Origin of the sequence: Halomicrococcus pelagicus (assembly GCF_051917725.1) — an archaeon.
In the GTDB taxonomy this organism is placed as follows: domain Archaea; phylum Halobacteriota; class Halobacteria; order Halobacteriales; family Haladaptataceae; genus Halomicrococcus.
Window position 1 is genome coordinate 73,635 of the sequence record NZ_JBQBLX010000008.1, and the last position, 20,826, is coordinate 94,460.

Below are 20,826 nucleotides of genomic sequence, written 5' to 3' on the forward strand. Positions count from 1 at the left end.
CGACCATACACTCATCCCCCCCATAGTACTACCATCGAGAACGCGAGCGAGCGCCTTGGTTCTTGCCCGAGCGAGAAGGCGGGTGTTCGTCAGTCGTGTGCACGTCCAGAATGGCCTACGTGGCCAGGGGTATGCGTCCGGTCCGGGGAACCGAGCCAGAGGGTCCGCGAAGACGCGTCGGCATCGCTCCGAGTAGAAGTACTATCGAGGTGGAAAGCGCTGCAACGGCGCTCTCCACGGCTTCTCGCGCCGAAGCGCGACGCCTTTTAACTACTCGCTCCCCGCATTCGCCGTAATCGACCCGGTCTGTAGTCCTCTTTCGACCACAGGTTCGCCCTGACTGTCGACTATGCGCTCATCATGTTGCGGCAGCTCTCGGCACACTCTCGGAGGACGTCGGCACAGACCTGGCAGTGCTCGGCGTCGTGGCGCGAACACTCTTCGGCACACTCCTCACACGCACCCGCACAGACTTCGGCAAGCTCGTTGCTGTAGTTGGAGTCGCGGGCCATGAACCGGGCGTGCAGCGACGCGATATCGGCCACGTCACGGCAGAGTCGCAGGCACTCGGCCATCTCCTCGTCTCCGGCGCACTCGTCGGCACACCACTCACAGACCTCGGTGGCCTCGGTACAGATCTCGATGCAGTCGCGCTGTTCGTCGCTCAGGTGGTCGATTTTCGACGTCGTGTCTTTGAGGGACATTGCACTCTATACTACGGCCGGCTCCTTTTCCCGGGTTCTGGCTTCGATCGTTAGGTCCGTTCCAGCGGACGCAGTTTAGGAGGGACAGGGAGTCTGGCCGGTGTTCAGAGAAATTCCATCATTTGCCAATTCCGTAGACCGAGAACGTCAGTCGGTCTCTCTTGCCGGCCTGCTGGGGAGATTTTCCCGGTACGCTGGTGAGACTGGCGTTCGCTGCGGGTTCGAGAACCAAAATAACGTCCCGAACGACGCCGACTTCGTTAATCTGATGCCCGGGTTTTAGAATACCCTGTTCGCGAGCGAGTCCGTCCTGGGCGTACTGCGCGACGATTCGTTCGGCGCACGGCGAACGACAGGCGTGATACCTATCCCCGAGTTCGCTTCGACCGTACCCCCGTCGCCGCTGCTTCAGCAGTGACGCACGCTTCGACCGTCTGAAGCGGTGCCGGCGAGGTCACCAGTATCGTTCTCACCGTCGGCGTTCTCGCGCTCGCGAATCTCTACGTCATTGCCACCCCGTTCGGGCTCGCGTATCTGTTCGGGTACGCACTGACGGTCGGACCCCTCGTCTAGGAAGGCGAGACGTAGAAGCAGGCCATCGGGACGCGCTGTACTCCGAGACTGGCTCGATTACAGTGAGGGAGATCGTCGCCATCAATGTCGAGGTCTGGCTGGCGGGCGAGGCCACCATTGGTGACGTCCTGTTCTGGTCGTCGCTCTTCTTCTCGCTCTCCCTCGCGGCGTATCCGGTCAACCTCTTCCTCATCCACTTCAGCGTCGAAGAAGGGATGATGAATCCGAAGAAGATGGCCACTGACATGGGGATGTGAGGGTCCTCATCTCCTCTCGGGCGATAGGCGTGGTGGCACTCACCAGTAGCCTTCGTTTCGCATCGGCGAGCGTCGTCCGACACTGCCCCTTCCTAGAGCCACACCACGACGGGAGTCAGACCGAATCGCCCTGGCCGAACGACGGGGGACCCTCCGAGGTGTTGGTAACCACGAGCGGTTCGTTCCCGTCGGCTAGCATCTCCTCGACGGACTCCTTCTCGTCGCGCTCCGCCGCCGCTTCCACCATGGTCCTGTAGTGGACGTCCCGGGCGGGGTCGAGAAACTCGTCGGGGACCGAGAGCTTCTCCGCTAACCACGTCCAGAGGTCGTCACCGCCGTAGAAGTAGGTGGCCCGGTCGTCCTGCCACCCGAAATTGAACTCGGAGGAGTACTCGTAGCCTCCGTCGCTACGGTCGAGTTCGCTCTGGAGCTGCGCGAGCGTCTCGTCCAGGCGTTCCTCGTCGACGTCGCGTTCCTCCGCGACGCCCTCGATGCGGTCGGCCGAAAACGGATGGGATGGGTCTGTCATTGGTGTGGTGGTGTGTCAGAAATCGAGGGGGAGCGTCCTTACTCGGCGTTCTCCTCGACTTCGCGAAGCAACTCCGTCGCGTTCTCCCGGAGCGACTCGTCGAGGGGGCCTTCTTCGACGAGTTCCCGAAGCGTCGAGTCGCACTGGGGAGTGGCCAGCGCCCGCAGCGCCTGTTCGCGATACCGGTCGTCCAGGCCGTCCATCCGAACGAGATTTTCGAGTTCGTCGCACTCGTTCGCCGTTTTGAGCTCCTGAACTGCGTCTTCACGTCGGTCCTTGCTCGCCGATTCGTCGACTGCGAGGTCGACGCACTCCTTGGGTGTTCGCGAACTCATCAGTGCGTGGTTCGTGACCCTCGCGGATAGTTCTTGAGGCAGGAGACGTCGTCGGTTATTGTATCTCCTCGACGTCCGTCGACTCCATCTGGCCGTCACCTCTCTCGCGGGTCACGCGAAGGCGGATTCCCTCCTGGGTGTCGGATTCCTGGACGACGTCGACCACCTTCGGGGTCGCCTCCGGGTCGAGCATCGTCAGTGCCGTCATCGTACGGCGTCCCGCAGCCGTCCGAAGAACGCGGATTCCTCGTCTGCCAACGCCGCCGCCTGCTCGCCCGCCCGTTCCAGCTTTCCGCGCTGTTCGTCAGGGTCGGCCTCGCTCACGTCCTTGAGCGTCCCGGCCAGGTCGGTCCAGTCGTCCGCGATGGCGTGGAGCCGGTCCGAACTCCCCTCGGGAAGCTCGACCGTGGAACTCGCCTGGTCCAGGAAGTCGGCGTAGAGACGGCGGAACGCACCGCCGCCGGTCCCCCGGCGTTCGACGTTCTGGTACGCGAACCGCGCACACCATCCCGTGTCCTCGAACCGGTGCCAGTCCGGCAACTCCTCGGCGAACTGCCGTATCCCCGCGACGCCCTGCGTGTCCCAGGCAGAGTCTCCGGAATCGAGCATGACGGTCGCCGTCCGCTCGACCGCCGCCCGGACCGCCGGTGCGACGTCCTCCGGAACCGCCGGGTCGGTGACGGCGAGCCAGTGGTTCTCCAGCGGAGCGAACCCGTACTCCGAGTTCCAGGCTCGCCGGAGGTCGTCGGTCCCGACGGTCTGTCGCTCGTCGAACTCGCCGTCCGACAGCACGACCTCGTCCTCGTCACCACCGATGCAGAGCACGACGTGCGGCCCGAAGTGCGTGCTCGTGTCGAAGTAGTCGAGATAGTAGAGGTCGACGAACAGCATCACCGGGGTCCCGGCCTCGAGTCGGGCGCGGACGTCGTCCCACGCCGCAGGCCACTCCTGCCCCGAACGCTCGACGTAGTCGACGCCGAGGTTGTCGAAGAAGAACGTCTCCAGTCGGCCGTTGCGACCCATTATCGTCCGACTCGCCGGTCCGCCCTCGTAGTATCCGAATCCGAGGCCGGCTCCGAGTCCGAAGCAGAACGGCTCGTCGAATCCCCACCCGTAGTGGGCGGCGAGGTTGCGAAGCGACGACGAGCCGCAGTGTGCACCCGGCGCGTGTTCGTATCCCGTGAGCATACCCGTGCTATCACCGCACTGGTTGAAATCGATACCGTTGCGACTCGACCGACGGCGGTCGTCCGGGGGCGAGAGGAGATACGAGCCGGGAGGACTACGTCTCTTCGGTCGTCACGTCGGCGTCGGGTGCGTTCGCCATGACGCTGCGGAGCCCTTTTTCCGCGTTCTGGCGTGACGTGTACCCTTCGCCGCTCGTCGCGATGATGTTGCCGTTTCGATGGACGAGGCGCCAGCGCCATTCGTCAGCCGTGTCGCGATACACCTCGAACCGCCCCAGCGATGCTCGCGTCGCTCGCGCGGGGTCCAACGATTCTGCGATCGGAGTCGCTTTCCGTGGTCGCTCAGCGTCGTCCGCGGATTCCGTGTCCGTTTCGCTGGTGTCCCACTCGAGTTCGATTTCGACCTCCGTCTCGTCGTGTCCGTTATCGCCAGTCTCGCGTTCGACCTCGACGGAGACCGACAGCTCCGACGGGACCGAAATCGTCGTTGTTCGGTCGTCCTGCTGAAACGAGAAGCTGGAGTCGTCCCGGAGGCAATCTCCGAGGTGGTGGAGTAGCGTTGCGACTTCGGCTGGAGTTTTCCTCGATTCGGACTCGAAAACGGTCTGTTCGCTCATGAGTTAGCAGAGAGGACGGCCAGGAACAAGAAACTCCTCGTCGAGACGACCCCCGATAGCGCACCGCTTCCGATCGAGCGGCGACCGGGACGGTCCGGCGTTCAGGCGCTCGACCGCTCGCGTTCCCGCTCCCGGAGCCGGTCGCGCCGTATCTTGCCGGTTTCGGTCGTCGGCAGGTCGTCGACGTACTCGATCTCGCGGGGGTACTTGTAGGGTGCGATGCGTTCCTTGACGTGCGACTGGAGCGTCTCCGTGAGGCCGGCGTCCGGGGTGTACCCGTCGGCGGTGATGACGAACGCCTTGACTATCTTTCCTCGCTCCTCGTCGGGACTGCCGACGACGGCGGCCGTGTACACCTCGTCGCGCTCCTGCAGGACGTTCTCGACTTCGGGACCCGGGACGTTGTAGCCGCTGGCGATGATGAGGTCGCCCTGTCGGGACTTGTACTCGAACCGGTCGTCGTCGCGGTACACGAACACGTCGCCGGGGACGCTCCATCCGTCCCGGACGGCTCTCGCCTGCTCGTCCGGCCGGTCCCAGTAGTCCACGCCGGTCGGTCCGCGAACGGCGAGCAGTCCGGCTTCGCCGCGGTCGACCTCCTCGCCGGTGTCCGGGTCGACGACCTTGCACTCGTAGCCGGGGACGGGATACCCCGTCGCCGACGGGTCGACGTCGTCGTCTTTGCGGTGGCTGATGAAGATGTGCAGCATCTCGGTGGTCCCGATTCCGTCGAGCAGTTCGATGCCGAGCCGTTCCTGTATCCGGTCGAACGTGCTCGGCGGCAGCGGTTCGCCCGCGCTCACGCCGAGTCGGAGCGACGAGCTATCCATCTCGGCGAGTCGGTCGCCGTGTTCGCCGAGCAGCTGGTTGTACGCCGTCGGAATCGACCCGATGACGGTGACGTCGTGGGCCTCGACCGCGTCAAGGAGGTCGACCGGTTCGGGGTTCTGGACGATGACGGTGCTCGCGCCGAACCGGAGGGGGAACGCGACGAGCATCCCGTACCCGAACGTGAACGCCAGCGGCGGATTCCCGGTGAAGACGTCGTCCGGCGACGGGTCGAGGCAGTACCGCGCGTATCCGTCGGCGATGGCCAGCATCTGGCGGTGGGTGTGTATCGTCCCCTTCGGCCGGCCCGTCGTCCCGCTGGTGTACGCGAGCATCGACAGGTCGTCTCGTCGCGTGTCGGCGGGCTCCAGCGTCGGTGCGGCGTCGGCGACGAGGGCGTCGTAGTCGCGGTAGTCGTGGTCGACGCCCGCCCGGTCCGCGGCGACGACCGTCTCCAGCGTCTCGCACTCCTCGTCGGCGGCCTCGACGGGGTCGAGCAGGCCGTCGTCGACCAGCGCGGTGGTCGCCGCCGAATCTTCCAGAACGTACGTGACCTCCTTCGCCTGCAGGAGCTTCATCGACGGTACCGGGACGGCGCCGATCTTCTGGGTCGCGAGGACCGCGACGGCGAACTCCGGCCGGTTCGGGAATCTGACGAACACGCGTTCGCCCGGTTCGACGCCGAGACTTCGGAGCGCGTTTCCGAGTCGGTTCACCCGCTCCTGGAGGTCGGCGTACGTCAGCGTCTCGCCCTCGAAGTGGATGGCCGGTGCGTCACCGCGTCCGGCGTCGACGTGCCGGTCGACGAACCCGGGCGCCGCGTTGAGCCGTTCCGGATAGTGGAGTTCGGGCAGCGCGTGGACGAGGTCCGGACGTGCGTCGGGGTCGGGGAACCGGTCCGTGGGCACGTTCGGTCGCTGGATGCTCTCGTGGTGCAGCATACGGGAGGTATGCGATACCATGACATAATAGTGTATCGCTACTTGACACTACCGTGGCAGTGGTAGAAGTTATGACACGTCGGGGCGTGGCGGGGGCAGGGTCGACCAGGGAACCCGGCGACCGGCGGTCACGTCACGCCGCTCCCGCGCCGCTCGAACGCCTCGTACTCGCGCTCGTCGAGGATCTCGCGCAGTCGGTCGACCGTCTCCCAGACCTCCTCGAAGCCGACGAAGAAGGGAGACGGGCAGACGCGCACCACGTTCGGCGGCCGAAAGTCGACGACGACGCCGCGCTCCTTGAGCGCCTCGCTGATACGGTAGCCTTCGGGATGCTCGACGGCGACGTGGCCGCCCCGCCGGTCGGGGTCGCGCGGCGTCCCGACCGTACACTCGGGTAGACGCTCGTCGACGAGGAAGACGAGATACTCGGTGAGTTCGACCGACCGCTCGCGCAGCGCCTCGATGCCGACCTCGTCGACGATGTCCATGACCCCGAGCAGCGGCGCGGCGCTCAGGACGGGAATCGTGCCGGTCTGCCAGGCGCCGGCCGACTGCGCCGGCGTGTAGGTCGTCCGCATCTCGAACTGGGTCTCCTTCTCGTGTCCCCACCAGCCGGCGAGCGCCGGGGTCTCGCCGTGGTAGTCGCGGTGGACGTACAGGCCCGCGACGGCACCCGGCCCGGCGTTCAGGTACTTGTAGTGACACCACGCGGCGAAGTCGACGCCGTGGTCGGCCAGCGAGTGCGGCACCGCGCCGATGGAGTGTGCGAGGTCGAAGCCGGCGTACGCGTCGTGTGCGTGCGCGAGCGCCGTGATGCGTTCGACGTCGAGGAGCTGTCCGGAGCGGTAGAACACGGACGGCATGAACACGATACCGACGTCGTCGTGGGCATCGAGGGCCGCCGCGACGTCGTCTTCGCGGAGCGTCCGTCCGTCCCTGGACTCGACGACGACGAGATGTTCGTCGGGGCCGAGCCCGCGGTTTCGCAGTTGCGCGCGGATGGCGTAGTGGTCGGTCGGGAAGTCGAGTTCGTTCACGAGGACCTTCTGCCCGCGGTTCTCCCGGTCGCACCGCGTGAGGAAGGTGCCGACGAGCGTGTGGATGTTGACGGTCGTGGAGTTGGCGACGACGACCTCGTCGTCGCGAGCGCCGACCAGCGACGCGAGGCGTTCGCCGAGGTGCTCGCCGTAGTGGAACCACGGCGGGTCGCCGTCGGTCCACCCTCGAATCCCGAGTTCGCGCCACTCGTCGAGGACGTGCTGGAGGACGCGTTCGGCGTCCGTCGAGAGCGGGCCGAGGGAGTTCCCGTCCATGTAGAGGTCGTCGGGACGGTAGAAGCGGTCGCGGACGCCGAGGGCGGCCGACCGGTCGCGTTCGCGGGCGTACTCGCGTCCGCGTTCGAAGTCGTCGTCCATAGTTCGTATGGTACTGCTTCTCTGTTGGGTTTTTCGGATAGGTGTGCGTGGGAGAACGAAGGCGGACGTTTCGGGCGGCGACGTCGGTCGTCAGGATGGGATTACCGACCGTGACAGAGCCTCGAAACGGGCGTGACCGACGGCGACGGGTCGGGGGTCGCTCTCCCGTCGTCGGCTCCCGCGGCCGGTGAAACCCGGGGAGCGGTGACCCGGTATGTAATCTGATGTACGTCTCTGGCACCTGTTCGCCAGAGATGACAGGAAAACGAACCTTCATCTTTTACTGGGGCTAAATAGAACTCCGACGGTACCATGATAACCGATGACGAGGCACCCGACCCCGACCGGTTCGGCGTCAGTCCCGAGCGGGGCTTCCTCCCCGACGTCACACCTCGCTCCTCGCTCGACCGGGACGCACATCCGCGACTCCGGCGACTCGACGAACTCGGTGAACGGCTCCCGTCGCTTCTCGAACGCGACGAACTCGGGCCGAAGGTCCGCGACCTCTCGGCACCGCCGAGAGACGTCTTCGACGAGCTCTCCGACCGGGAACTCTACCACGTCTACCGGACCACCGGCTTCCTCGCGAACGCGTACGTCAACGACCCGGACGCCGACGTCGAGACGATTCCGGCCGGCGTCGCCGTCCCCCTCTACGAATCGACCGACCGCCTCGGGTGCACGCCCGTCCTCTCGTACGACGCCTACGTCCTCCACAACTGGACGCGCGACGGACCCGAACAGGGGCTGGCACCGCCGAACGTCCGCCCGATCGCGAAGTTCGCCAGCCTTCGCGACGAACGATGGTTCATCGCCGTCCACGTCGCCATCGAGAGCGCGGCCGGACCGGCGATCGCCGCCATCGGCGACGCCCAGCGCGGCGTCCTCGACGACGACACCGACCGGGTCCTCCGTGCACTCCACACTATCACCGACGCCCTGCGGGAGGTGACCGCCATCCTCGACAGGATGCCCGAACGGAACGCGCCCGAGAAGTACGGACGGGCGTTCCGACCGTACCTGAACTCGCTCACCAACGTCGAGTACGAGGGCGTCCCGGAACTCGACGGCTACCAGTCGTATCGGGGCGCTTCGGGCGCACAGTCCAGTTTCGTTCCGGCGCTCGACGCCGCCCTCGGCATCGACCACGGCGACAACCCGCTCGTCGACCACCTCCACGAACTGCGAAAGGACATGCCGCCCGCCCATCGAGCGTTCGTCGAGGCCGTCGAGGACGGACCGTCCCTCCGCGACCACGTCGACCACGCCGACGACGCCCTCCGTGGCGCCTACAACGACTGCATCGACCAGCTGGTCACGTTCCGCGAACACCACGTCGACGTCGTCGAGACGTACCTCGTGAACCAGCTCGACGACGCCGAGGGGACCGGCGGAACTCCGTACGGCCGCTTTCTCACGTCGTTCACCGACGACACGCGGAACAGCAGACTGTCGTCGGGCTGACTCCCATCGCGCCGGAGTTCGTCTGCGTTCGGCCCGGGACACCGCTTCGACCGAGCGTCGGCGGCTGCGACGGAAGCGATGAGACGGCCGCTCACTCAGCACCCTCGGCGACGAGGTATCCGACGCGTTCGCCGTCCCAGTGGTTCGTCTCGGCGTCGGCGCTCTGCTCCTCTTCGACCCTGACGTCGACGCCGTCGCCGGTGAGATTCCGGTAGCGCAACTCTGCCGTGTCGGTATCGTTGAACGTCTGCATGCCGGCGACGAACCGCGGGAGGTCGTACTGCTGCTCGAACGGGATGCGAGTCCACTCGTGACCTATCGTCGCGTCGGTCCTCCGTACCTCGAACGGCCTCCCGTCGAGTGCGCCCGTCGCCTGTTCGAGCGCGACGTAGCCGACCGTTTCGCTCGCGTGCCATCCCTCGGCTTCCTCCTCCTGGAGTCGTACGTCGAAGGAGTCGCCCGAGACGTTCCGGACCCGCGTGACTATCGGGTCCGCGCCCCGGTACGTCTGCGATTGTGCCAGCACGACGGGCGTCCGCGTCCCGAAGAAACCCCCGAGGGAGACGGACTCGAAGGTGTGGTTCACGTCCGTCCTGCCTGCCGTCACCCGATACGGTGCGCCGCCGTCCAGTTGCAGCACCTGTTCGGTCGGTTCCACGGCGAGGCTGTGGAACGTCTCGGTGACGTGTCGGCCGTCGAGATACGCCCACTCCTCGAGTTGGTACTCGAAGTCGCCGTCGGCCACGTTCCGAAGGCGGACGTGCGTCGGTTGACCGCCCCTGTTGGAGAGCGGTTTCGCGACGACGACGCGGTCCTGTGGGGCGACGGACTCGACCCGGTTCCAGAACTCCGCGTTCGGCTGGTCGGCCGTGATGGCGTTCGTCAGGAGCGCCGCCGGCGGCGCGTACGGTTCCCCGTCCACGGTCAGCGTGGCCGGTTCGGTCACGTCCGCCGAGACGATGCCGCCGGTCACGTAGAAGGCGTAGACGTCGCCCGCCGGAATCGTCCCAGTCGCTCGCTGCGAGTTCGGTGGCCGTAGCGGCTCCTCGTTCGGCCCCCACTTCATCGTTATCGTCGCCCCGTCGTTCCCCGCCGGAAGGACGTAGTTGCCGGCCTCGATGTCGTAGGTGGCGGCCGAGTCGTTACCGGCGTTGTCGATACGGAGGAGTTGCGAGGGCTCCATCGGGACGTCTCCGACCGGCATGGGGTTCGGCAGCGGCGGCGTCGTGTCGGGCGCTGGCGGATCGCCGTCGGTCGTCATGCGGGAACTGACGAAAGCGGAGTTCGTCTGGGGGCCGCTCCCCCCCAGCGTGCCCGACACCGTTCCCCACCTATCCGGCTCCTGACCGATCCAGACCGCGTACTCCGAATCGTGGTCGTTGCGGACGGAGACGTCTTCGAGCTGGAGGTACGAGAGGTTCGTCGAACTCTCGTACGTGTATATCGCGTCGTGGTTCTTCGTCGAGTCGTAACTGACGCGAACGTCCTGGACGTTGATGCGCTCGCAGGGCACCGGCGCCGTGATCGCGCCGCCGCAGCTCGACGACGGGTAGCGGTGGTAGAAGTCGCTGTCCGCGACGGTGAGCGTTCCGTTGTAGCTGTCGATGCCGCGGCTGGAATTCGCCGGGTCGGTGGCTTCGACGTTCACGCCGCGCTGGAGCGAGCCCCCCGACCAGGCCTGTATCGGATGGCTACCGTCCTTGATGGAGACGCAGTTGCGGACGGCCGTGTTGCCGCCGAGTCGCATGCCGTTCTGCGTGTTGCGGAAGTAACAGTTGAGAATCCGCAGTGCGCCTTCGGGCTTCTTCGCGTACACCGTGTTCTCGGCCCACAGTTCGAACCAGCAGCGATTGAACACGAGGTCGCCCTTCCCCGACTCGACGAGGATGGCTCGCCGATTGCTGGCCTCGGTCGGCTCGCACGCGCCTTCGTGGAAGTAGCAGTCCTGCAGGAGCCCCCGGGTCCCGGCCGCCGCGGACAGTCGGAAGTACGTCCGCGCGTCGCCGGAGTCGTTCGTGCCGACGTTCGTGTCGGTGGCCGCCCGAACCTTCCCCCGGGTGACGAGCCGTCGCAGTTCCCAGTCGCCCGCAGTGTCGTTCATCCGGACGAATGGCGGTACCGGCACGTCGCGCACGTCGAGTTCGAAGCCGTCCAGGACGAACCCCTGCGAGTACACGTCGATCCAGCGGACGTTGTCGCCCGACCGGCCGGGGACGAGGCGCGCGCCGTCCGGCGCGATTAGTTCGAGGTCGGTGGTGCCGGACTCCACGACGAGCTCCGTGAGTCGGTACGTGCCCGGCGGGAACAGGATGGTCGTATCGCTGCCGACCAGTCTCTCGAGGACGGGGTCGATGGCGGTCTCGCCGGTATCGTCCGCTCCCTCGTCGACGATGTTGTAGGTCGGCATTCACGTCCCCTCCGTCGGCGATGCGGCGGTCGTTCGCGGTCGCCCGACGCGACCCCGCGTCGTTCGCGCTCCCTTCCGACCCGCCGACCGAGTCCGTATATCCTTCCGAAGTGTTTCGAGGTTAATCGTACTCTGATATCCGTTTTTGCTTGCTCTTTCGTCGAGCATATCTCATTTAATTCTGGAAGAAATTATTGTTATACTCTGCCTGAATTGGAACCATCTCGAGTAACGTCCGAATAACGAAGTGAAATCGGATAATTTCTGGCTTTACGGCACATGAGCGATAGAAGTTACAGCGAAAAGCGGAGAACGTTACTCAAGACGGTAGGTGTCGCGCTCGGGGCGGTCGGCAGCGCCGGTCCGGTCGCCACCGCCGACGGGGCGGAGCGTCGGCGGTCCGGATTCGAGGCCTGGACGGGCGTCCGGTCGGGGCCGAACCGAACGGGAGCGACCGACGACCGGGGTCCGACGCCGTTCCCCGCGACCGACTGGCGGACGGACCTGGAAGGAAGCATGTACGACGTGGAACCGGTCGTCGCCGGGGAGACGGTGTATCTCGCCGTGACGAGCGACAACGGCCCCGGCGAGCAGGAGGGGTACGTCGGCGCGTACGACGGCCGGACCGGCGACCGGCGCTGGAAGCGGTCCGACCTTCCAGCGACGAAGACGCCGTCGCTCGGCGACGGAACGCTCTACGTCGTCACGCGCGACTACGAGACGTCGGGCGTCGAAGAGGCCGGCGTCTACGCGCTCGACGCTCGGAGCGGCGACACCGAGTGGACCCGTCTCCAGCAGCCACACTGTACCACGCCCGTCGTGGCCGACGACCGCGTGTACCTCGCGAACGAGCGAGGTGCGTTCGCGCTCGACCCAGACACCGGCGACACGGTCTGGCATGCGGAGGGCGTCGGGGGAATCGCGGAGCGAGCGGAGGGCGCGTCGAGCTACGCGGACGGGACCGTCTTCTTCAGCGACGGGACCGCGCTCGACGCCGACACCGGTTCGGTCGAGTGGGAGGTGGACGACGACGCCATCCTGGGGAACAACGTGGCCGGCGACGAGCGGGTGTACTTCGTCCGGACCGACTACGTCGACGGTGACGACGACGAGATCCGCGTCGAAGCCCGCTCGATGGCCGATGGGAAGGTCGAGTGGACCCACGAAGACATGAACGAACGGGACGGACGACTCGCGCTCGCCGACGGACGCCTGTTCCTTCTCGATTCGAGCGACGATAGCTCGGTCGTGAAGGCGCTCGACGCCGACACCGGGACGGCGACGTGGACGCGGACGACGAGCGGGGAACTCCGGAGCGACCCGACCGTCGCCGACGGGACGGTGTACGTCGGCGGTTGGTACGCGCCGACGTCGGCCGACCGCGAGAGTCGAGCGCTCGTCTACGCGCTCGACACGTCGACGGGCCGCCGGAAGTGGGCGTATCTCCTCGACAGTGACGGTCTCGCGACCTCGCCGGAAAACCCGCCAGCGGCCGGCACCCCCGCCGTCGTCGACGGGCGGTTGTACGTCGCCACGTACCCGGGCGAGTCGACGCTCGACTACCGGTACGTCCGCTACTCCAACTTCCACGCCCTCCGCTCTGCCGACCGGCGGCCGGGCGAGGAGTGCCGGCCCCCGGCTGACCCGCCCGGAGACGACCGGTGCCCGGCGGTGAAGGCCTGTATCGACGCGATGCCGGACCTCGATTCGTGCGGGCTCGAGCCCGGCGACGCTATCGAGCTCGACGCCTCCTGCTCGACGGGACGGGAACTGGGATACGAGTGGGACACCGACGGCGACGGTCGATACGACGAGTTCGGCAGTTGCGTCCGCGTGACGGTGCCGGACTGCGGGTCGGTGACGGTCCGGCTCGGAGTCACGGACGCACGCGGTCGAACGGACGCGACGGCGGTCACCATCCCGTCGGAGTGAGGGCGGCCCCCCGAAGCGCTCCCCCTCGGTCCGCGCTGGTGCCCCTCCTTTTTCGGACGTCGACGCGTCGGCTCGCGCTCGTCGACGGCGATGTCGAATACGCGCGGAGAAGCGTCCATTAGCGTCTGCCCGCCCCTGACCCGGCGCATCGCGCGACGCCTCGAACAAGCGAACCCATCCGCGCGAAGCGAGTGCGATGCGCCCACCGTAACTGTGGCTCGCTTCCGGGTGCTGGGGCCGACTACGGCCAGAGCCCTCGGGATTCTTTGGCCTCGCCGATGCGGTCGAGCGCCACGATGTAGGCTGCTTGCCGCCAGCTCGTATCGCCGGCTTCGACTTCGCGTCGAACGGTCTCCCAGGCGTCCAGCATCATGGATTCGAGTTCGTCGTTGACGCGTTCGAGCGACCACTGGCGGCGGTTGATGTCCTGCAGCCACTCGAAGTACGAGACGGTGACGCCGCCCGCGTTCGCCAGGATGTCCGGGATGACGTGGACGTCACGTTCGTCGAGGATGGAGTCGGCTGCGGCGGTCGTCGGGCCGTTCGCGCCCTCGACCACGATTTCGGCCTCGACGTCGTTGGCGTTGTCGGCGGTAATCGCGTTCCCGACCGCCGCGGGTATCAACACGTCGACGTCGAGTTCCAGGAGTTCCTCGTTCGTGAGCGTGTTCGGCGCGCCGTACTGCATCACGGCCTCCGGCTGTTCTTCGTGCGACGGGACGGAGTGGGTGTCGAGTCCGCCGGGGTCGTAGGCGGCACCGTTGACGTCGCTGACGGCGACGACGTTCGCGCCCCAGTCGTCGAGCAGGCGGGCGGCGTTCGCGCCGACGCTGCCGAACCCCTGGACCGCGACCGTCGTCTCCTCGAGGTCGTAGTCGTAGTAGTCGGCCGCCTCGCGGGCGATGATGGCCACGCTCCGACCGGGCGCTTCCTCCCGGCCGTGACTCCCGCCGATTACGGGGGGTTTGCCGGTGACCACGCCGGGCGTGGTTTCGCCCTCCTGCATCGAGTAGGCGTCCATGAACCACGCCATCGTCTGGGCGTCGGTACCCATGTCCGGCGCGGGGATGTCCCGTTTCGGACCGATGGTGTCCCGAATCTCTTCCGCGAACCGCCGCGTCAGCCGCTCTTTCTCGTCATCGCTGAGGCTCTTGGGGTCGACGACGACGCCGCCCTTGCCGCCGCCGAACGGCAGGTCCATCACGGCGCACTTCCAGGTCATCCACATCGAGAGACCGACGCACTCCTCTGCCGTGACGTCCGGATGGTATCGGAGACCGCCCTTGTACGGACCGCGAACGTCGTCGTGTTGCGCTCGATACCCGGTGAAGACGTCGACCTCGCCGTCGTCGCGCTTGAGGGGGACCGCCACCTCGACGACTCGCGTCGGGTGTTTTAGCCGTTCGATGACGCCGCTATCGACGTCGACCTGCGTCGCGGCTTCGGAGAGTTGCCGACGAGCGGTCTCGAGGGCCGATTCCGGGTTGGCGTGAACGTCGGCGTCGGCGTCGTTGAGTTTTTGCGATGACATTGTCCTGGTGCTTCGACGAGTTATTCGCAGGGCATCCCTCGATTGCGAACCGCCTCTCCACACTCGGGGCAACTGCCAGGGTGGCTAGTGGCGGTCGCAATCGTGCCGCAGTGGAGACACTCGTACTCGTACGCGCCGTCGGTGTCGTGTCCGCAGTCCTGGTAACTCACGGTAGCAATTTTTGCTATACCGCCGCCGGCACATGGGCATCCCCGTTGAATAGTAAACAGGGAGACGAAGAGTCACGGTTTACTATTCAACATCACCGGGAGTCGAGGGCCGTTCGAACAGCGAGACGAACAGTTTCCGCTGAATCCGGCGAACGTGATCGTAGAACGCCGTGTGAGAGATGTCGAGCATGGCCGCGACGTCACGTCCGGTCACGTCCCGGTCTGCATCGAAGAAGCCGCTGTGATACGCCATCCGCGCGACCTCTCGCTGTCGGTCGGTGAGTTCTTCGAGCACGTCGTCCGAGAGGGACGCCCTCCCCGGCGTCTGCGGTTCGGTACGCTGTGCGACCAGTTCCGCGGCGTCGTAGAGATTCGTGATGACCTCGTCGATCGACCGAATCGGCACCGACTCGGGAACGGCGATGGTCGCACGGACGTCCCTCGGCGTCGCCTCGAAGTATCGCAACACCGCTCCGTGGTCGGCCAGGACCGTCGTGACGAAGGGGTCCAGGACCCGGAGACCGACGAGTCCTCCGTCGTCCGTCGACTGGAGCACGTTCGCACCGGACACGCCGACGAGTTCCGCTGCGGCGTCGACGACCGCTTCGACCGCGCCGTCGTCGACGCGAGCGAACACGAGCGTCGTTTCGTCGTCGCGTCTGACGCTGCCCTCGACCGTAATCGAGGAGTTCGCCGCGTCGGCGAGACGGCCGAGGACGGTGCTCGACCCCGGTATCGTGTACTCCAGTTCGACCACGGTGTCGCTCTGGAGCGCTTCCTTGCGTTGCACGGCGTTGATCGCCGAAGCGACCGTGTTGCCGAGTTCGCGAAGAACCGACCTCGACATCTCGTCGAACGCGTCCGGTCGACCGGCGTAGACTCCGACCGTACCGAACAGCACGTCGTCGTACACCAGCGGAATCGCGAACACGGACTGGAAGCCGCGCGACACCGCCTCCTTGCACCACTCTTCGGACCTGAGGTGGTCGGCGACGTTCGAAACGTACGTCGCCTCTCGCCGCTCGGCGGCGCGGACGGTCGGCTCTCCGCCGTCCGGGTCGGCGTCGCGGGTCAGGGACACGCTGTCGAGATACCCCTGTTCGTCGCCGGCCCAGGTGCGCGCCTGGAGCGTCCCGTTCGACGCCGTCGTCTCGCTGACCCAGGCGAACGAGAACCGGTCGTCGGTCGTCAACTGCTGGCAGACAGCCTCCTCGATGGTCGTGCGCGTCTCCGCCCTGACGAGCGCCTGGTCGATCTCGCGGATGAACTCGTTGACCCGGTTCAGTCGCGAGAGGCGGCGGTTCTGCTCCTGAAGCGCCCTGTCGCGCTCTCTGAGTTCCGTTTCACGCTCCACCCGGTCGAAGGCCGCCTCCGTCGTCGCCGCCAGCAGTTCCGTGATCTCCTCGCTCACCGCGTCGAAGACGTCCGCGTCCGCCGCCGCGGCCACGAAGACGCCGTGCCCGCCGAGCGGGACGGCGATGTAATCGTCGAGCCCCGACAGGGGCGACAGTCCCCGGTCGTCCCACGCCGCGTCGGCAGGGCGCTGGGTTTCCTCCCCGACGAAAGCCCGCTCGACGGCGTTGGTCTGGTCGAGACTCACCGCCGGGAGGGTTCCGAGAAGCGACGCGAGTTCTTCGGCCACCCGCGTCGGGGCGAGGACGTTCTCCTCCCGGTCGAACTGGTAAACTGCCGTCGCCGCCGTCGGCAGGATCGATTTCGCGTCCGTCACGACCCGGTCGGCGATCTCGGGATACGTCTCCGCGTAGAGCAGGTCGCGACTCGTCTGGTGGAGTTGCGTGAGCGCTTCCTCCCGCTTCTTCCGCTTCGTGATATCGCGACAGCTGTACAGCGTCGTCCCGCCCTGGATCGAGACCGTGCGGACGTTGACCAGTAGCGTGTGGTCGCGGCCGTCCTTGTCGGTCGCCGTGCACTCGATGTTGGTGAGCACGCTCTCGGACTCCAGGGTCGCTCTGTCGAAGAGGTCCTCTCCCAGGAGCGCGTCGATCGTTCCGAACTCGTAGATCTCCTCGACGCTGTAGCCGAAGATGAAGTGTACGTTCGGACAGACGTACGTGAACTCGCCCTGGTCGTCGGTGATGAGGACCGTGTCCGTCATGTTGTTCAGCGTGACGCGGTGGAGCTCCTCGGACTCCCGGAGCTCTTCCTCGAGACGGGCGCGTTCTTCGAGGTCGTGGCCTTCGACGACGAGCGAGGAGACGTCTCCGTCGCCGACCGGACGAACCGTGAACTCGAACTTCGCTTCGTCACCGGCGAGACTGGCCTCGAACTCGGTGTACGTACCGGTTCTGGCGTCCCGGACCGCTCGCTGAACCTGTCGGCGCGACGTGTGGCTGTCGGCCCACGGGAGCGCCCAGAACCGTTTCCCGAGCACGGCCTGCTCGGAGAGACCGAGATACCCCAGTCCAGCGTCGTTCACGCGCCTGACGGTGCCGTCCGGGTCCAGAACCGCCACGAACCGAGACGGGTCCGTGAAGAACGCCTCGAACTGACTCGCTTCGGCGCTCCGGCGTCGCTCTGCTCGCCGTCGCTGCACTGCCTGCCGGCATCGTCGCTGCAGGCCGTCCGGACTCGTGTCGACCGGGACGTAGTCGGCAACGTCTCGCTCGACCGCTCGGCGAGCCAGCGACTCGCTGCTCTCTCTCGGCGCCAGGACGAACGCGGTTGGGATCGCTCGCGCTCGCATCTCATGCAGCAGGTCGAGTCCCGTGCCGTCGTCGAGGCGCTCGGCGCTGACGACGCAGTCGACCGTCCTCGTCTCGTCGGTCACCGCCGTCATCGCCTGCTCGCCGGTTCGTACGGACTCCGTAACGACGGTCGCCGAATCGTCGAAGGCCGGGCGGACGGTCTGCTGCCACGCGTCCGGTCCCACGAGGAGGATCTCGATGTCGCCCACGGACGTACGGGGGAGCGGCGTCCTGTCCATCGGGACGGCTTTGGCCTTCACTGCGATAAAATTCACGTCTCACCCGTGCCAGTACGCGGTGACCGGTCCCGTCTCGTCGGCCGCCTCCACCCTTCGTCCGCGGTCGACTCCGTGCCGGCACGGGCGACTCCCTCGCTCGAACGTGCGTCCGTCCTCGACGTTCCCCGAAAACGAGGCGACGTGGCCCGTAGTTCAGTCGGACGACCGGACGAGATTCCGGAGGAGGTCGTCGCCGAACGCGAGCACGAGGAGCGCGCCGAGGAGGTCGAAAAGGAGGTCCAGAGCGGTGTCCACCGCACCGTAGGGAAGGAGGATAGGTTCGAGGTCGAGTCGCCGCGCGACCCCGTGAATCGCGTACTCCATGAGTTCCCAGAGGACGCCGACGCCGAGGACGGAAGCGACGACGCGGGGCTGCGGGTCGCGGCCGCGGCGGCGGGCGGCGACGTGGACGAGCCCGCCGAGGAGGGTCGCCGAGTGCGTGTGGGTGAGGTGGTCCCACCACCACGTGTCGTCGTACGGGCCGAGCATCCCGACGGCGTGCGTGAGCATCGCCGACTGCGTGTACACGCGTTGCCAGGGCTGGAGCGCGACGTCGTACCGGCGTTCGACGACACCGGGGAGGTACGTGGCCGCCAGCGCGAGCACGGCGTTCACGACCGCGCCCGCGTTCCGTCGACGGAGCCCGACGACGAACACGGCGAAAATCCCGTACCTGATTCCACGTTCGGTCTCCTGCACTATCGACGTCTGGGTGGTTACCGTCACGGGTCTAGGTCACCAGTCGTAAGGGAGCGGTCCGGGAAATAGATTCCCGTTTCCGGTCGTTACGGCACGCTCGTGGGCGTCCCTATCGACATCACGGAACCCGCGCGTTCGGGCGCGCACCTCCGGCGGAGAACGAAACCGCTCCCGGTGACCGGTCGTCCCGACCGTCGACGGCAGCGACGACTCCGCAGGGTCGAAAGCGACGACAGCGTCGACGCCCTCGTTTCGGTCGTTGGAGCCGTCGTGACACCGCCTGCGACGGCCAGACCGCCAGACTGCCGGTCGATACGTCTGCTGTTGCTGGCGAGCGGTACCGCTCACAGCTTTCCTCCGTGTCGACGGAGAACGGCGACCGACGCGACACCACCCGGCCGCGAAAACGGGGTTCGACGGTACTCGTACGGTTCGTCGCTGGACGTCTCGCGGGGCGCGAGGGAGTTACTCGGCGAGGGTGAGAACGCCGTTGTTGACGTCGACGACGCTCGCAGTGCCGGGGATTTCGAACTCGAACTGGTCGTCGTCCAGAACGACGATTGCCGTCTCCCCGACGACGTCGACTGCCGGCTCTCCGGCAGCCGGACCGAAGTCGACGGCGATGACGCCGCCGCCCTCGTAGTCGCGGTGGGTCGTCGTGACGGCCTCCTCCAGGCCGGCCATGGTTTCGAGTGAACGTGGTACTTCCACGCTCGGTTTTGGCGTCTCGGACGTGTAAGTCCCACGCCCCCGGAACGAAACGCCGCCTGTCGGACGACGGCCCGGTGGGGCGTCGCGGACCCGGTGAAGAAAGCTTCGAGGCCGCGGTGAGCAGTCGCCGACGCCCGATACGGAACGCTCAGGAGGGGTGTTGGTGTTTGATCTGCTCGGCCACCGTGCCGGGAACCGGCGTCCCGCAGTGTTTGCACTTCCAGGTCGGATAGACCTCCGCCTGTTCCCTCGTGAGGTCCTGTTTGAACTGGAGGACGGCCCCACAGGTGCAGGTGTAGGTCGTCGGTGACATACGCGAAAGTAATCGACGGAGCAGAATAAACCACCCGGCGTCGAGGGCGTTACGGTCGCTGGCGGTAGATGAGATTGCGCTGGACGGCGTTCGCGCCCTCGTAGATGACGGGGACGCGGACGTCGCGGTAGACCCGTGCGATGCGGCGGTCGGTGAGGATCGAACGTCCGCCGTGGAGTTGCATCCCCCGTTCGGCGCACTCGACGGCGGCCTCGGTGGCGGTCGTCTTGGCGAGGGCGGCCCAGTAGCCAGTGTCGTCCCCGTCGGCGACCTTCTTGGCGGCTCGCCAGTTGAGCGCCCGTGCGCGTTCGAACTCGACGAGCATGTCCGCGAGGTCGTGCTGGACGGCCTGGAACTCGCTGACGTCGCGGCCGAACGCCTCGCGGTCGTGGACGAACTCCCAGGCCTCCTCGATGGCCGCCGCCGCGAGACCCAGCCCGTGACCGCCGACGATAACCCGGCCGTGGTTGAAGAACTCGGCGAGCATGTAGAATCCGGTGCCTTCCGTTCCGACGAGGTTCTCCTGGGGGATGCGGCAGTCGTCGAGGACGATGTGGCCCTGCTTCGACGCGCGGAACCCCATCTTCTCGGGGACGTGTTCGGCCTCGTAGCCGTCGGCGTCCGTGGGGACGATGAACATCGAGTAGTTCGAGTACCGGTCGTCGGAGTCGTCCGTCTTCGCGTAGAGGGTCAGCCAGTCGGCTTCGACGGCGTTGCCGATCCAGTACTTCTCGCCGTCGAGCACCCATTCGTCGCCGTCCCGCTCGGCTCGCGTACTCATCCCGGCCAGGTCGCTGCCGGTGTCGGGCTCGGACACGGCGAGACCGGTGATCTGTTCGCACTCGGCGACCGGACGGAGATACTCCTCTTTCTGCTCCTCGCTCCCGTACTTCTCGACGATTTCACCGCCGAAGCTCGCCAACTGGAGCGTGAGCGCGATTCCGGCGTCCGCCCGAAAGAACTCCTCCGCGATGGCGAGCGTCTGCTCCAGGCTCAGCCCGCGACCGCCCACCTCGGAGCCGAGGTCCTGGGCGACCAGCCCCGCCTCCTGTCCCGCTTCGAGGACGTCCCACGGGTAGTCGCCACTCCGGAAGTACTCCTCGGCGTTCGGTGCGATGTACTCGGCGGCGAACTCACGGGCGTCCGCTTTCACCGCACGGGCCTCCTCGGGGACGATGGAGTCGTCCAGCAGTTCCATGCGACACCTCCGTCCCACAATCACTAAACGGT

General features: G+C 66.5%; 19 protein-coding genes. 3 read left to right on the top strand and 16 right to left on the bottom strand.

What is annotated here, in order from left to right; translation table 11 throughout:
• Nucleotides 1–347: 347 nt before the first annotated feature.
• Nucleotides 348–704 (bottom strand): four-helix bundle copper-binding protein, encoded by a 357-nt coding sequence (locus ACTF4R_RS19680; protein ID WP_440010092.1) that lies wholly within the window; start codon nt 702–704, stop codon nt 348–350.
• 635 nt (nt 705–1,339) lie between these two features.
• On the opposite strand from ACTF4R_RS19680, the gene ACTF4R_RS19685 reads away from it, so the two are divergent.
• Nucleotides 1,340–1,534: a hypothetical protein gene (locus ACTF4R_RS19685; protein WP_440010094.1), complete on the top strand. Its 195-nt coding sequence runs from the start codon at nt 1,340–1,342 to the stop codon at nt 1,532–1,534.
• A gap of 115 nt (nt 1,535–1,649) precedes the next feature.
• Here ACTF4R_RS19685 and ACTF4R_RS19690 read toward each other — a convergent pair whose 3' ends face one another.
• From ACTF4R_RS19690 to kynU, 7 genes are all read right to left on the bottom strand, one after another.
• A complete protein-coding gene (locus ACTF4R_RS19690; RefSeq protein WP_433631757.1) occupies nt 1,650–2,063 on the bottom strand; it encodes a DUF8048 family protein in 414 nt (137 codons plus the stop codon).
• Nucleotides 2,064–2,101: 38 nt separating this feature from the next.
• Nucleotides 2,102–2,398 carry a hypothetical protein gene (locus ACTF4R_RS19695; RefSeq protein ID WP_440010096.1) on the bottom strand — a complete coding sequence of 99 codons (297 nt, stop codon included), beginning with the start codon at nt 2,396–2,398 and terminating at the stop codon, nt 2,102–2,104.
• Between the two features lie 55 nt (nt 2,399–2,453).
• On the bottom strand, nt 2,454–2,606 hold the full coding sequence (locus ACTF4R_RS19700; protein ID WP_440010097.1) for a hypothetical protein: 153 nt from the start codon (nt 2,604–2,606) through the stop codon (nt 2,454–2,456).
• Nucleotides 2,603–3,586 (bottom strand): BtrH N-terminal domain-containing protein, encoded by a 984-nt coding sequence (locus ACTF4R_RS19705; RefSeq protein ID WP_440010099.1) that lies wholly within the window; start codon nt 3,584–3,586, stop codon nt 2,603–2,605. Before ACTF4R_RS19705 ends, ACTF4R_RS19700 begins: the two co-directional genes overlap by 4 nt.
• A 94-nt stretch (nt 3,587–3,680) precedes the next feature.
• On the bottom strand, nt 3,681–4,202 hold the full coding sequence (locus tag ACTF4R_RS19710) for an HVO_2922 family protein (protein WP_440010101.1): 522 nt from the start codon (nt 4,200–4,202) through the stop codon (nt 3,681–3,683).
• A gap of 101 nt (nt 4,203–4,303) precedes the next feature.
• Entirely contained in the window at nt 4,304–5,971 is a 1,668-nt protein-coding gene (locus tag ACTF4R_RS19715) for an acetate--CoA ligase (protein WP_440010102.1), read from the bottom strand.
• Nucleotides 5,972–6,099: 128 nt separating this feature from the next.
• Nucleotides 6,100–7,386, bottom strand: a complete 1,287-nt coding sequence (gene kynU, locus ACTF4R_RS19720) for a kynureninase (RefSeq protein ID WP_440010103.1) — start codon at nt 7,384–7,386, stop codon at nt 6,100–6,102.
• Nucleotides 7,387–7,698: 312 nt separating this feature from the next.
• Here kynU and ACTF4R_RS19725 point away from each other — a divergent pair, with 312 nt between their 5' ends.
• Nucleotides 7,699–8,850, top strand: coding sequence for a PrnB family protein (locus ACTF4R_RS19725; protein ID WP_440010104.1), 1,152 nt, complete (start codon nt 7,699–7,701; stop codon nt 8,848–8,850).
• Between the two features lie 91 nt (nt 8,851–8,941).
• Here the strand turns inward: ACTF4R_RS19725 and ACTF4R_RS19730 are convergent, their stop codons facing one another.
• Nucleotides 8,942–11,257, bottom strand: coding sequence for a hypothetical protein (locus ACTF4R_RS19730; protein ID WP_440010106.1), 2,316 nt, complete (start codon nt 11,255–11,257; stop codon nt 8,942–8,944).
• Between the two features lie 279 nt (nt 11,258–11,536).
• On the opposite strand from ACTF4R_RS19730, the gene ACTF4R_RS19735 reads away from it, so the two are divergent.
• On the top strand, nt 11,537–13,189 hold the full coding sequence (locus ACTF4R_RS19735; protein ID WP_440010109.1) for an outer membrane protein assembly factor BamB family protein: 1,653 nt from the start codon (nt 11,537–11,539) through the stop codon (nt 13,187–13,189).
• A 241-nt stretch (nt 13,190–13,430) separates the two neighbouring features.
• Here ACTF4R_RS19735 and gdhB read toward each other — a convergent pair whose 3' ends face one another.
• The 7 genes from gdhB to ACTF4R_RS19770 all read right to left on the bottom strand — a co-directional run bounded on the left by gdhB (nt 13,431) and on the right by ACTF4R_RS19770 (nt 20,794).
• Nucleotides 13,431–14,720: a glutamate dehydrogenase GdhB gene (gene gdhB, locus ACTF4R_RS19740; protein ID WP_440010112.1), complete on the bottom strand. Its 1,290-nt coding sequence runs from the start codon at nt 14,718–14,720 to the stop codon at nt 13,431–13,433.
• A gap of 20 nt (nt 14,721–14,740) precedes the next feature.
• Nucleotides 14,741–14,890, bottom strand: coding sequence for a rubrerythrin-like domain-containing protein (locus ACTF4R_RS19745; RefSeq protein ID WP_440010115.1), 150 nt, complete (start codon nt 14,888–14,890; stop codon nt 14,741–14,743).
• An 82-nt stretch (nt 14,891–14,972) separates the two neighbouring features.
• Entirely contained in the window at nt 14,973–17,834 is a 2,862-nt protein-coding gene (locus ACTF4R_RS19750) for a bacterio-opsin activator domain-containing protein (RefSeq protein ID WP_440010118.1), read from the bottom strand.
• A 192-nt stretch (nt 17,835–18,026) separates the two neighbouring features.
• A complete protein-coding gene (locus ACTF4R_RS19755) occupies nt 18,027–18,599 on the bottom strand; it encodes a DUF2238 domain-containing protein (protein WP_440010120.1) in 573 nt (190 codons plus the stop codon).
• A 438-nt stretch (nt 18,600–19,037) separates the two neighbouring features.
• On the bottom strand, nt 19,038–19,283 hold the full coding sequence (locus ACTF4R_RS19760; protein ID WP_440010123.1) for a DUF7127 family protein: 246 nt from the start codon (nt 19,281–19,283) through the stop codon (nt 19,038–19,040).
• 148 nt (nt 19,284–19,431) lie between these two features.
• Nucleotides 19,432–19,596 (bottom strand): hypothetical protein, encoded by a 165-nt coding sequence (locus tag ACTF4R_RS19765; protein ID WP_433631801.1) that lies wholly within the window; start codon nt 19,594–19,596, stop codon nt 19,432–19,434.
• A gap of 49 nt (nt 19,597–19,645) precedes the next feature.
• Nucleotides 19,646–20,794 carry an acyl-CoA dehydrogenase family protein gene (locus ACTF4R_RS19770; RefSeq protein ID WP_440010125.1) on the bottom strand — a complete coding sequence of 383 codons (1,149 nt, stop codon included), beginning with the start codon at nt 20,792–20,794 and terminating at the stop codon, nt 19,646–19,648.
• Between the last annotated feature and the right edge of the window lie 32 nt (nt 20,795–20,826).

Excerpts from the sequence above, each read along its gene's own strand:
- kynU (WP_440010103.1), bottom strand. The coding sequence starts at position 7,386 with ATGGACGACGACTTCGAACGCGGACGCGAGTACGCCCGCGAACGCGAC.
- ACTF4R_RS19700 (WP_440010097.1), bottom strand. The coding sequence starts at position 2,606 with ATGACGGCACTGACGATGCTCGACCCGGAGGCGACCCCGAAGGTGGTC.
- ACTF4R_RS19770 (WP_440010125.1), bottom strand. The coding sequence starts at position 20,794 with ATGGAACTGCTGGACGACTCCATCGTCCCCGAGGAGGCCCGTGCGGTG.
- ACTF4R_RS19705 (WP_440010099.1), bottom strand. The coding sequence starts at position 3,586 with ATGCTCACGGGATACGAACACGCGCCGGGTGCACACTGCGGCTCGTCG.
- ACTF4R_RS19690 (WP_433631757.1), bottom strand. The coding sequence starts at position 2,063 with ATGACAGACCCATCCCATCCGTTTTCGGCCGACCGCATCGAGGGCGTC.
- ACTF4R_RS19680 (WP_440010092.1), bottom strand. The coding sequence starts at position 704 with ATGTCCCTCAAAGACACGACGTCGAAAATCGACCACCTGAGCGACGAA.
- ACTF4R_RS19750 (WP_440010118.1), bottom strand. The coding sequence starts at position 17,834 with ATGGACAGGACGCCGCTCCCCCGTACGTCCGTGGGCGACATCGAGATC.
- ACTF4R_RS19725 (WP_440010104.1), top strand. The coding sequence starts at position 7,699 with ATGATAACCGATGACGAGGCACCCGACCCCGACCGGTTCGGCGTCAGT.
- ACTF4R_RS19765 (WP_433631801.1), bottom strand. The coding sequence starts at position 19,596 with ATGTCACCGACGACCTACACCTGCACCTGTGGGGCCGTCCTCCAGTTC.
- ACTF4R_RS19735 (WP_440010109.1), top strand. The coding sequence starts at position 11,537 with ATGAGCGATAGAAGTTACAGCGAAAAGCGGAGAACGTTACTCAAGACG.
- ACTF4R_RS19715 (WP_440010102.1), bottom strand. The coding sequence starts at position 5,971 with ATGCTGCACCACGAGAGCATCCAGCGACCGAACGTGCCCACGGACCGG.
- ACTF4R_RS19710 (WP_440010101.1), bottom strand. The coding sequence starts at position 4,202 with ATGAGCGAACAGACCGTTTTCGAGTCCGAATCGAGGAAAACTCCAGCC.
- ACTF4R_RS19730 (WP_440010106.1), bottom strand. The coding sequence starts at position 11,257 with ATGCCGACCTACAACATCGTCGACGAGGGAGCGGACGATACCGGCGAG.
- ACTF4R_RS19695 (WP_440010096.1), bottom strand. The coding sequence starts at position 2,398 with ATGAGTTCGCGAACACCCAAGGAGTGCGTCGACCTCGCAGTCGACGAA.
- gdhB (WP_440010112.1), bottom strand. The coding sequence starts at position 14,720 with ATGTCATCGCAAAAACTCAACGACGCCGACGCCGACGTTCACGCCAAC.